Origin of the sequence: Streptomyces sp. NPDC090994 (genome assembly GCF_044768905.1) — a bacterium.
GTDB lineage: Bacteria > Actinomycetota > Actinomycetes > Streptomycetales > Streptomycetaceae > Streptomyces.
On sequence record NZ_JBIVWS010000008.1, the window covers coordinates 132,083 to 145,907 of the forward strand.

12 protein-coding genes are annotated in these 13,825 nt (G+C 72.5%); 8 read left to right on the plus strand and 4 right to left on the minus strand.

Annotation, left to right across the window (positions count from 1 at the left end):
- Positions 1-21 precede the first annotated feature (21 nt).
- Positions 22-1,197 (minus strand): PP2C family protein-serine/threonine phosphatase, encoded by a 1,176-nt coding sequence (locus tag ACIQR3_RS19310; protein ID WP_403540295.1) that lies wholly within the window; start codon positions 1,195-1,197, stop codon positions 22-24.
- 507 nt (positions 1,198-1,704) lie between these two features.
- Between ACIQR3_RS19310 and ACIQR3_RS19315 the strand changes: the two genes are divergently transcribed.
- Genes ACIQR3_RS19315 through ACIQR3_RS19325 form a run of 3 tightly spaced genes read left to right on the plus strand, consistent with a single transcriptional unit; the run spans position 1,705 to position 3,734 of the window.
- On the plus strand, positions 1,705-2,949 hold the full coding sequence (locus tag ACIQR3_RS19315; RefSeq protein WP_403540297.1) for a TolB family protein: 1,245 nt from the start codon (positions 1,705-1,707) through the stop codon (positions 2,947-2,949).
- Between the two features lie 48 nt (positions 2,950-2,997).
- Positions 2,998-3,495, plus strand: a complete 498-nt coding sequence (locus tag ACIQR3_RS19320; protein ID WP_403540299.1) for a DUF2975 domain-containing protein — start codon at positions 2,998-3,000, stop codon at positions 3,493-3,495.
- Entirely contained in the window at positions 3,495-3,734 is a 240-nt protein-coding gene (locus ACIQR3_RS19325; protein WP_403540302.1) for a helix-turn-helix domain-containing protein, read from the plus strand. Before ACIQR3_RS19320 ends, ACIQR3_RS19325 begins: the two co-directional genes overlap by 1 nt.
- A gap of 770 nt (positions 3,735-4,504) precedes the next feature.
- Here the strand turns inward: ACIQR3_RS19325 and ACIQR3_RS19330 are convergent.
- The 3 genes from ACIQR3_RS19330 to ACIQR3_RS19340 all read right to left on the minus strand — a co-directional run bounded on the left by ACIQR3_RS19330 (position 4,505) and on the right by ACIQR3_RS19340 (position 8,602).
- A complete protein-coding gene (locus ACIQR3_RS19330; protein ID WP_403540305.1) occupies positions 4,505-5,221 on the minus strand; it encodes a hypothetical protein in 717 nt (238 codons plus the stop codon).
- A gap of 295 nt (positions 5,222-5,516) precedes the next feature.
- A complete protein-coding gene (locus ACIQR3_RS19335) occupies positions 5,517-7,556 on the minus strand; it encodes an FAD/NAD(P)-binding protein (RefSeq protein ID WP_403540307.1) in 2,040 nt (679 codons plus the stop codon).
- Positions 7,553-8,602, minus strand: coding sequence for an amino acid ABC transporter permease (locus ACIQR3_RS19340; RefSeq protein WP_403540310.1), 1,050 nt, complete (start codon positions 8,600-8,602; stop codon positions 7,553-7,555). Before ACIQR3_RS19340 ends, ACIQR3_RS19335 begins: the two co-directional genes overlap by 4 nt.
- 685 nt (positions 8,603-9,287) lie before the next feature.
- Here ACIQR3_RS19340 and ACIQR3_RS19345 point away from each other — a divergent pair.
- The 5 genes from ACIQR3_RS19345 to ACIQR3_RS19365 are packed head-to-tail and all read left to right on the plus strand — an operon-like array spanning position 9,288 to position 13,818.
- Complete coding sequence (locus tag ACIQR3_RS19345) at positions 9,288-10,448, plus strand: LLM class flavin-dependent oxidoreductase (RefSeq protein ID WP_403540313.1); 1,161 nt, start codon at positions 9,288-9,290, stop codon at positions 10,446-10,448.
- On the plus strand, positions 10,445-11,047 hold the full coding sequence (locus ACIQR3_RS19350; protein WP_403540316.1) for a GNAT family N-acetyltransferase: 603 nt from the start codon (positions 10,445-10,447) through the stop codon (positions 11,045-11,047). The genes ACIQR3_RS19345 and ACIQR3_RS19350 overlap by 4 nt, the downstream gene beginning before the upstream one ends.
- Complete coding sequence (locus ACIQR3_RS19355; protein WP_403540318.1) at positions 11,044-11,997, plus strand: ABC transporter substrate-binding protein; 954 nt, start codon at positions 11,044-11,046, stop codon at positions 11,995-11,997. The genes ACIQR3_RS19350 and ACIQR3_RS19355 overlap by 4 nt, the downstream gene beginning before the upstream one ends.
- Positions 11,998-12,016: 19 nt before the next feature.
- Positions 12,017-13,057: an amino acid ABC transporter permease gene (locus ACIQR3_RS19360; protein ID WP_403540320.1), complete on the plus strand. Its 1,041-nt coding sequence runs from the start codon at positions 12,017-12,019 to the stop codon at positions 13,055-13,057.
- Entirely contained in the window at positions 13,054-13,818 is a 765-nt protein-coding gene (locus ACIQR3_RS19365) for an amino acid ABC transporter ATP-binding protein (protein WP_403540323.1), read from the plus strand. The genes ACIQR3_RS19360 and ACIQR3_RS19365 overlap by 4 nt, the downstream gene beginning before the upstream one ends.
- The last annotated feature ends 7 nt before the right edge of the window (positions 13,819-13,825 follow it).

Below are 13,825 nucleotides of genomic sequence, written 5' to 3' on the forward strand. Positions count from 1 at the left end.
CGCGCTCACCGCGCCGGCGTCCTACGGGAGCCGCGGGCTCCGGTCGCCGTACCAGTCCAGGCACAGGACGGTGGCGTCGTCCCGCAGCCGGCCCCGGCAGGCGTCCTGGACGGCGTTGACCAGGATGCGGACCACCTCCCTGGGGTGGAGGGCACGGGAGTCGCGGAGCAGGGCGGGCAGATCGACCCCGGACGCGCCGCGCTCCTGCATGCCGTCGGTGAGCAGCACCAGCCGGTCACCGGGGCGCAGCTCCAGGTACTGGACCTGGTGGGGCACGGGGGAGGCGACACCGAAGGGCAGGTTCGCGGTGAGCATGAGCTCCCGTACGCTGCCGTCGCGCAGCAGCAGGGGACGCGGATGGCCGGCGTTGATCAGCTGGACGGCGCCGGTGCTGAGCTGGACGCACAGCAACTGACCGGTGGCCAGGCCCCGGTTGTGGTGGAGCAGGGCGTGGTGTGCGCGTCTGGCCTGCTCCGCGATGCCGCATCCGGTGCGGCGGGCGCCGCGCAGCGCCCCGAGAAGCAGGGTGGCCAGCAGCGCCGAGTCGGTGTCGTGGCCCATCGCGTCGGTGATGGACAGATGCAGCACGTCCCGGTCCAACGCGAAGTCGTAGGTGTCGCCCCCGATGTTGTCGGCCGGCACCAGACCGCCCGCGATGGAGAACTGCGCGGCCTCGCAGGCCGAGGCGGACGGCAGCAACTGGTGCTGGATCTCGGCGGCCAGACTGGTCGGTGTGGTGCGCCGGCCCCAGTGGTAGAGGTCGGTGAAGCGCCGGTCGGTGACGATGATGTAGGCCAGGGCGTGGGCCGCCTGGTCGACCTTGCGCAGGACCGACGGGTCGTCGTGCGGAAGGGTCACCTCCAGGACACCCACGCAGTCCCCGCGGTTGGTGACCGGTGAGATCACCCGGTGGGTTCCGTCACCGTCCGGTTCGACGCGCCGGCGCTGCGACCGCAGCACCTTCTCGTAGACGCTGTCGCGCAGCGCGATGCGGGTCGCCTCGTGCCCGTCCCGTACGCCGTCGGCGGTGGTGAGCCGTACCAGCTCCTCCTCGATCAGATCCAGGAAGAGGAAGGAGACGCTGGCCGCCGCGAACCGCTTCTGGAGGTTGCGCGCGACGACGTCGACCGATTCCACCGGCGAGGCCTCCTCGGCGTCGGCGAGCAGGTCTCCCAACTCCAAAGTGTTGCCGTCCATGGTCCGCTCCCTCCGCGGTCGTGGTGCCCTGCCGTCGCGGATGGTTCATCTGCCCGGTCACGGCCCGCACATGCCCGGAAGATCTCGCGTCGAACACCGTCGTGCGGGTGTGCGGTGAAGGGGACACGGGAGAGTGACAGCCGGGTTCACACCATTGGTGTACGGGGAACGCGGGTACTCCTCAGTCAGGTCAGCCGAGCGAGAGGTGACTCATGCTCTTCACGCTGTGCACCGCGGGGCCGCTGCTGCTCGCCCTTCTCCTGGTCCATCAGAACACCGACCGGCGCGCGCCGCGTCACAAACGCCACGGCCCGCCCGTCCGCTGACGTCGGCCGCCCGGCCCCCTCGCGCGGTCCCCGTACCGCGAAGGGCGGCCGGCGCGCGCACGGACCGCTGATCTCGCCGCCCGGTTGTACGAAGAAGAACGGATTGTCAGGCGGCGGAGGGTGGGTTTGGATCGGGCGGGTGTCCGGTGGGGGCCGGGCACGGACCGATCAGGGGGAACTCATGCGTGACACGGTCAGACTCGTGCTCTCCGCGGCCGTCGCGTCGGCGTGCGCCGCGACGCTCCTGGCGCCCGCGAGCGCCCTGGCGGCGCCGGACCGGCAGCAGGGCCCCGGCGCCCCGTCCCTGCGGCGCGTCACGGAGGGCGCCGACGGCCCCTCCGGGCAGGCGTCGGTCAGCGCGGACGGCCGCTATGTCGTCTTCCAGTCGTCCGCCGACAACCTCGTGCCCGACGACACCAACGCGTCGGCGGACGTCTTCCGCCACGACCTGCGGACCGGACGCACCACCCGGGTCAGCCTCACCGCGGACGGCGCGCAGATACCGTACGGCGGTCACACCCCGGTGATCAGCGCCACCGGCCGGTACGTCGTCTTCGTCTCCCGGGGTGCCGTCGCGGGCGAGGAACGCACCGGGTACGTCCGCCGCGACCTGAGGACCGGACGGACCGACCGGGTCGGCGGCGACGAGGACCTGTACCCGGCCGGTGGCGTCCTGACGGGGGCCTCCGTCAGCGCGAACGGGCGGTACGTCTCCTTCACCGCGCGGCAGACCGGAACCGGCCGCCCCGGCCACCGCACCGCCGTACGCGACCTCGCCGACGGCGGCCTCACGGTCCTGGAGTCCGCCTGGGCCGGCGAGGCCCACCTCAGCGACGACGGCCGCCGGCTCGTCTACTGGGAGAGCGTCCCCGCGCCCGTCAAGTACCCGCCGGACCGGGTCTTCCTGCGGGATCTGCGCAGCGGCGCGGAGCGGCGGCTGGACGTGGCGGTGGACGGTTCGACCACCACCGCGCGCTCCGGACACCCGGCGATCAGCGGCGACGGCCGGACCGCCGCCTTCGCCTCGTGGGCGACCGACCTGGTGCCCGGCGAGGACCCCAACGGCGAAGGCGACGACGTCTTCGTCACCGGCCTGCGCACCGGGAAGATCCGGCGCCTGGACACGCCGGCCCCGCCGGGCTTCGCCACCGACCCGTCGCTGAGCGGCGACGGACGGTACGTGGTGTTCGGCTTCACGCCACGCGGCTCCGTCCACGGTGTCACCCACCTCTACCGGACCGACCTGCGCACCGGGCGCACCGCGCTCGTCAGCCGGGCCCCGGACGGCACGCCGGCCGCCGCCACGACCAGCAGCCGCCCGGTGGACGCCCGGGGCCGCACCGTCGCCTTCACCTCGGAGGACGGAGCCCTGGCACCGGGCAGGGCCGGTCAGGGCGGCGACGTGTACGTCCGCACCCTGAACTGACCGTCGCAACCGATTGACTTTCGATCGATACCCATCGAAAATCGATACATGTCTCGCTTCCTCATCACCGTTCTGCGTGTCGGCATCGCAGCGTCGATCATGCTCGGTCTCTTCGGACAGATCGTGGTCATCCCCACCACGGCGGCCGACGAGGTCGACCGGTTCCCGGCCTACGCCCCGTTCGCCGCGCCCTACGCCGCCGTCGCGATCGCCGGTGTCGCCTGCGTCCAGGTCGTCCTCGCCGCCATGTGGATGCTGCTCGACATGGTCGAACGCGATGTGATCTTCACCGAGCGGGCCTTCCGCTGGGTCGACATCATCATCGGCACCGCGGTCGTGGCGACCCTGCTGGCGCTCGGAATCACCGGCCACCTGCTCCTGGCCGACATTCCCTCGCCCGACGACGGCATGGAGATCGAGAGCGTGCTCGCCGCCGCGACCGTCTGCGTGGCCGGGGGCGCGGCGTTCGCGATGCTCATGGTGATCATGCGGGGTCTGCTGCGCAAGGCGACGGTGCTGCGGGCCGAAATGGCCGAGGTCGTCTGATGGCGATCGTCGTCGACCTCGACGTCCTGCTCGCGCGGCGGGGGATGTCGGTCGGTGCGTTCGCCGACGCCGTCGGCATCACCCCCGCCAACGTCGCCGTACTGAAGAACGGACGGGCCAAGGCGGTGCGGTTCACGACGCTCGACGCCATCTGCCGCACCCTCGGCTGCCAGCCCGGCGACGTGCTGCGCTGGGTGCCCGACGACGACGGGACGCAGACGGCGGGGACCGGGGTGTGACGGGGCCCGGGGACCGGGGTGTGACGGGGCCCGGGGACCGGCCGGCGGCGTACCGGCGGACCAGAACCGCACGTGCCCGGTGGATATCCGTTGTTGCGGTCCGGTTTCGAGCCGGCGGCGGTGGGTTGCCCGCCCGGGCGCCGCGCGTTCTCCAGGTATGGAGACCCCCTACGCGGCACTGAACGGCGCCTACTGGCTGGACGACGACCTGGCTCCCTGCCCGGACTGCTTACGCATGCTGGAGACCCCGCCGGCCGACGACGCCGGACGGGCCCGGAGCGACGGTGACCGGCCTGTCCCCGTGGTGTGGCGAGCCGTCAGCGGCGTCACCTCCGCGGCGCACGCGGCCCTGTCCGCGCTGAACCCGCGAGCCGGACGCCGGCGAGAGCCCCGACGGGACGGTACGGGGGTGCGCTGCGGCTATGAGCGGTGACGTGCCGCCGCCGGCCTCGTCGTGCGACGGGGCTTCTCCGGGGACATCACCACCGTGCCTGCGTGTGACTGTGCCGACGGGAGCGGAGCGGGTCGGCGACACCGCCCGCGCCCGGCCGGTGGAGCGGCAGGCCGACCTCCCACGGGCGGCCGGCGCCACTGCCGTCTCGTCCCGCCGGGGACCCGGGTGAGCCCGTCCGGCCACACGGGACCGGCCGCGCTGATCCCGCCGCCGGTGCGTCGCCACGACCACCGCACAACGGCGGTCCGTGTCACCGGTGCTGACGCGTGGACCACTGCCCGGCCTCCGGGAGTCACCGGTCGGCCCGCGGCAACCGCTACTCGGCCTTCTCGGACGGCGCCTCCTCCGCCGGCGCCGCGACCGGAGTGGTCTCGGACACGGTGTAGAAGACGGAGGAGCCCTGCTTGGTGCGCTGCACCTGGTTCCTGGCCACCAGGTTCTCCAGGGTGTTGCGCACGACCGTGGTCTTGACCGTCCGGTCGGTGTGGGCCTCACCCAGCGCGGTGGCCACCTCCGCGGCGGAACGCGGCTCCGCCTGCTCGGCCAGCACGCCGAGGATCAGCTCGCCCAGCGTCGGTGCGGCCGGCTTCTTCACCGCGGTCTTCGCCGAGGCCCTGGCACCGGTCCTGGCGGCCGTCTTGGCGGCGGTCTTGGCAGCCGGCTCGGCCGCGGACTTGCCGGCACCGGCCGACGGGGCCTTCTTCTCCGCCTTGCGCTGCTGCGGAGCGGCCTTCTTCGCCCGACTCCGCTTGCCGCCGGCGCCCTCGGCGGGCGCCGACTTCTTGCGCGGCGACGGCACGGCCGCGGTGTCGGACGCGACCGCCTCCCCGACCGGGGCCCGCGTCGAGCCCAGTGCCTGCTGGATGTTGACCAGCACACTGTGGTCACGCTGCAACGCGGCGAGTTGCTCCTGCAAGGTGGTGATCTCCGAGCTGAGCCGCTCCTGCTCCTTGGCGTTGCGCTCGAGATCGCCGGTCACCTGCGCGGCGTACTGCGAGGCGAGTTCGGTGGCGGTGGACGCTGTCTCCGACATGGTCGGTCACTCTCCTTGATGCTGACGGTCGTTGCTGCCGGCGGGCAGCAGCCGGGTGCCGACGGACGGAGGGCCGCCCTCACGGCCACGCGTGACACCCGCGCGGGCCTCGACTGCTGCGTATGCCCTGAGGTGGAGATACTACGTACAACTAGTGCCACTTGTTCCTCTCGGGTCGATTTCCGCTCGGACGAGAGTGTCTGACACACCATCAGACGATGAGTGCGGGATGCCGTACGACCGGGTCGGACAGGTACCTCTGGGTGTGGCGGCCGGTGTCCGCGAAGGAGGTGCCTCAGGAGTGTGCGCGGGGTGTCTTCTCCCGGGGTGCGCGGACGTCGGAGACCAGGGAGGGTTCGGACGCGCCCCGGACGGGAGCGGGAGAGCCGGCCGTGGGCAGGGAGCCGTTCCGTGTGCTCAGGGCACGCAGCACGGCGCGGGCCACGGCGTCGTTCTGGCGGAAGGCCGGGGCGTCGGTGCGGGGCCGGGCGAAGGCGGCGACGGCGCGGCTGTCGGTGGGAGCACCGAGGGCGATCCGGCGCGGGTGAGGGCCGCCGAGGAGCGGGTCGAGTACATGGGCGTCGGCGGGGGAGACGGTGAGCAGTCCGGAGCGGTGGGTGTGCGAGGGGTCGGTGACGACCTCCTCGGCTATCTCCCCGGCCCGGTACAGGCGCCGCAGCAGCGGGTCCTCGGTGCGGTCGAGTGCGTGACGGGGCAGATACGCCTCGATCAGGGCGGTCGCGTGCACGGTGTGTCCGGGCACCGTGGGGCTGGTGGCGGTGAAGGTGCCGGTGGCCTCGTCCGTGCCGATCGCGAGGTCCGCGCCGGTGAAACGGACGATCCCGGTCCGGGACAGGGCGTGCAGCTGGCGCAGCCGGAACCCGGGCGGGCCGGAGGCGAGGAAGCTGAAGAAGCCGTGCCACCAGCCGTCCACCCCGTCCGCCACGGAGCGGGCTGTCAGGCGTCCCGACGACACCAGCCGGGGCAGGTGGCCGTAGACGGAGAGCAGGGCGAGGAACGCGCCCAGGTCCGCGCTGTGCTCCGGGTCCTCGCGGCGGGCGACGTCCCGGACGATGTAATCGCGCAGGTGTTCCTGGAAGGCCTCCGGGGTGGCGAAGGTGACGCCGGTCAACGGCCGGTCCAGGGCCTCGAAGTCGAGCCGGTCCGCCGGATCGGGAACCGACGCGGCGACGAGGGCGGCCATGTCACCGGAGTACCAGTCGAGACGGTCGTAGGCGGCGGAGAACGCGGACCAGGTCCCGGTGGTGCGCCCGGGATGGGCGTGGAACAGCTCGTGGTAGTGGCCGAACCCGATCTCCTTGGCCATCAGGGGCCACACGTCGCGCCGCAGGTCCAGCGGCCGTCCCCCGGCGAGCAGCGCGTCGACCGCCTCCGGCCCGAAGTGGCGCGGCAGCGGCGGGCGGGGACCCCGGAGCCGGTAGCCGGTCTTGGAGTGGTACGGCACACCGCGCCGCGACCCCACGTGCAGGACCGGCTCACGGCCGGACGGCAGATAGGTGAGCGTCCCGTCCGGCTCGGTGCGGTACCTGCCGCCGCGGCCCTCGGTGAGCAGCACGGCCAGGTCGACGAAGGCCAGTCCGAAGCCGCGCAGCACGACGTGTTCACCGGGTCGCAGCGCCGAGAGGTCGGCGTCGGCGGAGAAGGCGGGCGGCAGGTGGAAGCGGCCGTGGCGGCGGGCGAAGGCGGCCAGGGCACGGTGCTCGGCGGTGGGCGCGGCGTCCAGGTGGCCCTGGGCGAGCACCACCAGGTCGGCCGTGAGCGGTGTGTCGCTCCCGGCGAGGTGCACCCGCTGCGGACCGTCCGGGGGACCGGAGACAGCGGTCGCGGTGGCACGGTGCCAGGTGACGGTGACGGACGGCGGCAGCGCGGCCAGCGCCGCGCGGAACACCCAGTCCAGATAGGCGCTCTGGGCACGCCGGGTGGGGAAGTCGGTGGGCGCGAGCGCGCGGAGTTCGCCGAGCACCTCCGGGTCGGCGGGTTCGGCGTAGGGCGCGTACCGGGGGCCGTCGCCGGAGAACTGGGCGGCCCACTCGGCGAGCGAGGGCCCGGGCCGCACCGGTCCGTCGATGACGGAGGACTCGTCGGTGAACATGGTCACGTCCTCGGCCATGGAGTTCATCCGCAGCAGCGGCGACTGCTCGTGCCGCCAGACCCGGCCCGGACCCGGCGGGTGCGGATCGATCAGATGGATGCGCAACTCCCTCTCACCGGACCAGAGTTCACCGGAGTTGGCGGCCAGGCGCTCCAGCAGACCGGTGGCCCGCGGCCCGGCACCGACGACGGCCAGTACGGCGGCGGAGGCGGTGGCGCTCACTGGTCACCGCCGGTCACGGGCCGGACGTCGGCGGCCGTCGCGGCACTCAGCCGGAGGCGGACGGCGCCCAGCCACTCCCGCAGCCGCCGCACCGGGGTGGGCGGCAGGGCGCGGGAGGTGCCGCGCGCGTAGTGCCGTTCCACATAGAACTGGCCGACGCCGAGCACCGTGGTGACCGCGATGTACCACAGGGTGGCCACCAGCAGCAGCGGGATCACCTGGTAGGTCTGGTTGTAGACCAGCTGCACCGAGTACAGCAGGTCGTGCACGGCCAGCACACTGACGATGCTGGTGCCCTTCAGCGTGCCGATCAGCATGTTGCCGGCGGTCGGCACGATGGAGCGCATCGCCTGCGGGATCACGATCCGGCGCAGCGTACGGCGCTTGCTCAGCCCGAGCGCCTGGGCGGCCTCGGTCTGTCCGGCGTCCACCGACAGGATGCCGCCGCGCACCACCTCGGCGGCGTACGCGGCCTCGTGCAGGGTGAGGCCGACCACCGCGGTGAGGGTGGGCCCGAACAGGTCGACCGTCTTGACGGTGACGAACTCCGGACCGAAGGGGATGCCGAGCCCGAGGGTCGGATACAGGGCGCCGATGTTGAACCAGAACAGCAGCTGCACCAGCAGCGGCGTGGACCGGAAGATCCACACGAAGCCCCAGCTCAGGGTCCGCAGCACCGGGTTGACCGAGAGCCGCATCACGGCCAGCGGCGTACCCAGCAGGAAGCCGAGCACCATCACCGCGGCGGTCAGCCAGAGGGTGAGCAGCAGTCCGTCGAGGACCGCGCCGGTGGTGAAGTACCGGCCGACGACATCCCACTGGAACGCGTCGTTGCGGACGACCGAGTCGAGGACCATCGCGAAGACCAGCAGCGCGCCGGCCGCGGCCAGCCAGCGGCCGGTGTGGCGGCGCGGCACGATACGGGGCAGGTCCGCACCGGGTGCGCCGGGTGCGCCGGGTGCGCCGGACGAGTCGGACGCGTCGGGTGTGCCGACAGGGCCGGCGGTGACGGTGGAGGGAGTGGTGACGTCGGAACGTGTGGCCATCGGGGCTCTCCGGGGGAGGGATGCGCAAGCGTCGGTGACCACCCGGCGGCACCGGCGGCGGGGCACGGTGCGGCCGGGAGGCCGGCGTCATCACACTTGCCGCGTCCCTCAACGCGGCCGGAGGGCACCGCACGGGGCGGAGCCGATCCGTGTCGATCGTATGTGCCCATGGCCTCGCCGTGTCAACAGGGCCTCGGCGGGGCGGTGCCGCGCGCCGGGAGGGCGGTACCGGTATGCGGTCGCCGCTTGACGAGCCGCGTGATGTCCTGCTCAATTAGTCGCATGGACGCCCAGCAGCGCTTGGTCTCGCGTGACCACATCGACTTCGGTCGGGTGTGGTCCGCAGCGTGTCGCGGCTGACTCCGCGGCGGACCGCCCGGCCGGCCCTTCCCTCCCTCGGCGATCCCTCGATCCCGTGATCCTTCGATCCCGCGATCTCCTGATTCCGTGATCTCTTGATCCGGTGATCCCCTGATCCCGTTGCGGGCCGAGTCCTCCTTCGCGCTCGTCCGCGCCGCCGCCTCCCGTTCCTTCCCGCCACTCGGCGTCATCACGTCTTCCAGGACCGCACCGGACACCGCGGCGCGGTCCTGACACACCCTCATGTTCTGCGGCCGCCGGCGGTCGCCGAGCCCGTACGCGTGCGGCCGGCGACCCCTGCCGCCCTGCCCGAAAGGCCCTTGCCATGCCCGTGGAATTTCTCGGCATAGCCGCCACCAACGACGGCTCGGAGACCACTCCTCGCTCCGGCGCCGCCTTCGACAAGGAGTACACGCTCCGGCTCGCCCGGGCCCACGAGGACCACGGCTGGGACCGGGTGCTGTTCGCCTACGGCTCCGGATCACCGGACCCCGCCCCGGCCGCCGCCTACGTCGCCGGCCGCCTGGACCGCCTCCAGCTCCTGCTGGCCCACCGGCCCAACGTCTCCTACCCCACCTTCGCCGCGAAGACCTTCGCCACCCTCGACCGGATCAGCGAGGGACGGCTGACCGTCCACTTCATCACCGGCGGCAACGACCGCGAGCAGGGCCGCGAAGGCGACACCCTCACCAAGGACGAGCGCTACGCCCGCACCCGGGAGTACATCCGGATCGTCAAGAAGATCTGGACGACGCACGAGCCCTTCGACCACGAGGGCGAGCACTACCGCTTCCACGACTTCGTCAGCGACGTCTTCCCGGTGCAACAGCCCCGGCCGAACGTCTCGTTCGGCGGTTCGTCACCCGCCGCGTACGCCGCGGGCGGCGCCGAGGCCGACATCTACTGCCTGTGGGGCGAGCCGCTGGCACGGACCGCCGAGCAGATCGAGAACGTCAAGGCCGCCGCGCGGGCCGCCGGCCGCACGGACGTCCCGCGCATCCAGGTCGCCTTCCGCCCGATCATCGCCCCGACGGAGGAGCTGGCCTGGGAGAAGGCGCACCGCACGGTCGGCGCCATCCGCCGGCGGCGCGGGTCGGGCGTGGTACGCCACCACCGCGACGCCGCGCGGGCGGCGGAACCTCAGAACACCGGCTCCCAGCGGCTGATCGCCATCGCCGAGGCGGGGGAGCGCTACGACCGCGCCCTGTGGACCCCGACCGCCGCCGCCACCGGTGGCGCGGGCAACTCCAACGCACTGGTCGGCACCCCGGAGACGGTCGCCCAGGCACTCCTCGACTACTACGACCTCGGCGTGGACATCCTCTCCGCCCGCGGCTACGACCTGCTCGACGACGCGATCGACTTCGGCCGGTACGTGATCCCGATCGTCCGCGAGGAGGTCGCCAAGCGCGACGCCGAGCGCCACGCCCAGCGTGACGAGCGGACCGGCCGCACCCCCCAGACCCTGTCGGCGGTGCGCGGATGACGTCCGTCGCCCGGCCCGTCACCGGACTGACGGTGACCCAGGCGGCGGTGTCCGACCCCAGGGTCCGCCCCCTGCTGCGCGAACTCGGCGACGAGTACTCCGCACGCTACGGGAAGGACGCGCACGCCGAGCTGGCCCGCTACCCCGACGAGGAGTTCACCGCGGCGCACGGAGGCATCCTGCTGCTCCTGCTGGAGGACGGGACGTCCGTGGCGGGCGGTGCCTTCCGCCGGTACGACGACGACACCGCCGAACTGAAACGCATCTGGACCCACTCCGCGCACCGCCGGCGCGGGCTGGCCCGCCGGGTCGTCGCCGAACTGGAACGCGAGGCGCGCGCCCGCGGTTACCGGCGGATCTACCTGACCACCGGTCCGCGCCAGCCCGAGGCCCGCGGCCTGTACCTGGCCACCGGCTACACACCGCTGTTCGACACCGCGGCCGACCCGGAGACCATCGGGCCGCTGCCGTTCGAGAAGCACCTGAGCGGCGGACGGCCGGACAACCACCTGAGCGGCATACGGCCCGACAACCGCCCGAGCACGGCACGGACGCGCCCCGCGCAGCCCGAGAACCACCCGAAGGAGACCGACCAGTGAACCCCACCGCGGCCAGGGCCCGCCCGCGCCACCTCGTCGCCGTCGCCCTGCTGCCCCTGCTGGCGCTGACCGCCTGCGGCTCCGGCGGCACCGGCGCCACCGCTCCGGCGGGCGCCCAGTCCCCCGCGCCGACCGACGACCCGGTCGCCGCAGTCCGCAAGGTGGAGTCGGCCGCCGCCCTGCTGCCCGCCGAGGTCCGCGAGGCGGGCACGCTACGGGTGGGCAGTTCGGTCGGAGCGCCGCCCTCCGCCTACTACCCGAACGGTTCCGACCAGGCACCCGAGGGCCAGGACATCGACCTCACCGACGCCGTCGCCAAGGTCCTCGGCATCGAGATACGGCGCCAGGACGCCTCGTTCGAGACGATCCTGCCCGCCCTCGAAAGCGGCAAGTACGACGTGGGCACCGGCAACTTCGGCGTCACCGGCGAGCGCCTGAAGACCATCGACTTCGTCACGTACATCGACGACGGCCAGGGCTTCGCCGTGAAGAAGGGCAGCACCGCCCTGAAGAAGAAGGTCACCGACCTCACCCAGCTGTGCGGCCTGACCATCGGCACCAACGCCGGCACCACGTTCGAGTCCACCCTCACCGCGCGCAAGGGCGTGTGCGCCGCGGCCGGGAAGGAGCCCTACGACGTCAAGGTGTACTCGGAGAACGGTGCCACCCTCACCGCGCTCCAGCAGGGCCGGATCGACGTGATCATGTCGACCATCAACGGACTGCGCCACCAGGCCGCGCAGCCCGCCGCGCAGACCGCCTTCATCGGGGAGTACCACCGCCTCGACGTCGGCTTCGCCTTCAAGAAGGGCTCCCCGCTCACCAAGGCGTTCCAGGCCGCCGTCAACGAACTGATCGACGACGGCACGTACGCCCGCATCCTCGAGAAGTGGGGCACCTCCGCCTCCGCGATCGACGTGTCGCGGATCAACCCGCCCGAGCACACCTGAACCGAGCAGGAACCCCGCCATGCGACTCACCACCGACTCCGCCGGCGACCCCACCGCCGCACCGCCCGGCGCGGCCGTACCCGGCGCCGGCCCCGAGGCACCGCCGGCCCCCGGCGACCCGGCGTCCCTCAAGGTCGTCCCCGCCCGCCACTACGCCCGGTGGGCGGCTGCCGCCGTCGTGGCCGTGCTGGTGGCCCAGTTCGGGCACGGCCTGGCCACCAATCCCGTATGGGAATGGCAGGTCTTCGGCGACTACGTGCTGTCCGAGACCATCGTCCAGGCGGTGTGGGTCACCCTCCAGCTCACCGCGTACGCCACCGTGCTCGGCTTCCTCCTGGGCACCGTCCTGGCGTTCATGCGGCTGTCGCGCAGCCCGCTGCTCCAGACCGTGGCCTGGACCTACATCTGGATCTTCCGGTCCATCCCGATGATCGTCCAGCTCGTGTTCTGGTTCAACCTGAGCGCCCTGTACGAGAGCCTGGGCGTCGGCATCCCCTTCGGACCGGTGTTCTGGTCGGTCGACAGCGACAGCCTCATCGGCACGATCGGCGCCGCGGTCATCGGACTGTCCCTGCACCAGGCCGCCTACGCCGCCGAGATCGTCCGCGGCGGCGTCATCTCGGTCGACCCGGGCCAGTCGGAGGCCGCCGCGGCCCTGGGCATCCCGCGGCTGCGGCAGATCCGCCGGATCGTGCTGCCCCAGGCCATGCGCGCCATCCTGCCCACGGCCGGCAACGAGATCATCGGCCTGCTCAAGGGCACCTCGGTGGTCTACGTGATGGCCATCGGCGAGCTGTTCTACCAGGTCCAGGTCGTCTACGGCCGCAACGGCCGGGTGATCCCACTGCTGCTCGTGGCCACCGCCTGGTACGTGGTGCTGACCTCCCTGCTGTCGGTCCTCCAGTACTACGTCGAACGCCGCTTCGCCCGCGGCGCCGACCGCACCCCGCCCCCCACACCGCTCCAGCGCCTCCGGCACACCGCCCGCTCCCTGCGCGCGGCGGCCGCCCGGCGCGAACTGCCCGTCGTACCGCTGAAGATCCCGGGAGGGAACCGATGAGCGACTTCATGGTGGACGTCCGCGGCGTCCACAAGAGTTTCGGGCCCCTGCACGTGCTGCGCGGCGTCGACCTCCAGGTGCGTGCCGGGCAGGTCACCGTGATCCTCGGGCCCTCCGGCTCCGGCAAGTCCACGCTGCTGCGGACCATCAACCACCTGGAGAAGGTCGACCGGGGCTGGATCGGCATCGACGGCGAACTCATCGGCTACCGCCGCTCCGGTGACACGCTGCACGAGCTGAAGGAGAAGGACGTCCTCAAGCAGCGCACCCACATCGGGTTCGTCTTCCAGGACTTCAACCTCTTCCCGCACCTGACCGTCCTGGAGAACCTGGTCGAGGCCCCCGTCTCCGCGCTGCGCCGCCCGCGCGCGGAGGCGGAGGAGACGGCACACCGGCTGCTGGACCGCGTAGGACTCGCCGACAAGGCCGGTGTTTACCCGCGCCAGCTCTCCGGCGGCCAGCAGCAGCGCGTCGCCATCGCCCGCGCGCTCGCCCTGGAACCGAAGGTGCTGCTCTTCGACGAACCCACCTCCGCGCTCGACCCCGAACTGGTCGGTGAGGTCCTCGACGTCATCAAGGACCTGGCGGGCACCGGCACCACCATGATCGTCGTCACCCATGAGATCGGCTTCGCCCGCGAGGTCGCCGACACCGTGGTGTTCATGGACGGCGGCGTGGTCGTGGAACAGGGCCCGCCCGCGGCCGTCCTGGACGACCCGCGCCACGAACGCACCCGCGCCTTCCTCGCCAAAGTCCTCTGACCGCCTT

What these genes read in the sequence shown, in the direction of transcription:
- ACIQR3_RS19310 (WP_403540295.1), bottom strand. Translation starts at nt 1,197, where the DNA reads ATGGACGGCAACACTTTGGAGTTGGGAGACCTGCTCGCCGACGCCGAG.
- ACIQR3_RS19315 (WP_403540297.1), top strand. Translation starts at nt 1,705, where the DNA reads ATGCGTGACACGGTCAGACTCGTGCTCTCCGCGGCCGTCGCGTCGGCG.
- ACIQR3_RS19320 (WP_403540299.1), top strand. Translation starts at nt 2,998, where the DNA reads ATGTCTCGCTTCCTCATCACCGTTCTGCGTGTCGGCATCGCAGCGTCG.
- ACIQR3_RS19325 (WP_403540302.1), top strand. Translation starts at nt 3,495, where the DNA reads ATGGCGATCGTCGTCGACCTCGACGTCCTGCTCGCGCGGCGGGGGATG.
- ACIQR3_RS19330 (WP_403540305.1), bottom strand. Translation starts at nt 5,221, where the DNA reads ATGTCGGAGACAGCGTCCACCGCCACCGAACTCGCCTCGCAGTACGCC.
- ACIQR3_RS19340 (WP_403540310.1), bottom strand. Translation starts at nt 8,602, where the DNA reads ATGGCCACACGTTCCGACGTCACCACTCCCTCCACCGTCACCGCCGGC.
- ACIQR3_RS19345 (WP_403540313.1), top strand. Translation starts at nt 9,288, where the DNA reads ATGCCCGTGGAATTTCTCGGCATAGCCGCCACCAACGACGGCTCGGAG.
- ACIQR3_RS19350 (WP_403540316.1), top strand. Translation starts at nt 10,445, where the DNA reads ATGACGTCCGTCGCCCGGCCCGTCACCGGACTGACGGTGACCCAGGCG.
- ACIQR3_RS19360 (WP_403540320.1), top strand. Translation starts at nt 12,017, where the DNA reads ATGCGACTCACCACCGACTCCGCCGGCGACCCCACCGCCGCACCGCCC.
- ACIQR3_RS19365 (WP_403540323.1), top strand. Translation starts at nt 13,054, where the DNA reads ATGAGCGACTTCATGGTGGACGTCCGCGGCGTCCACAAGAGTTTCGGG.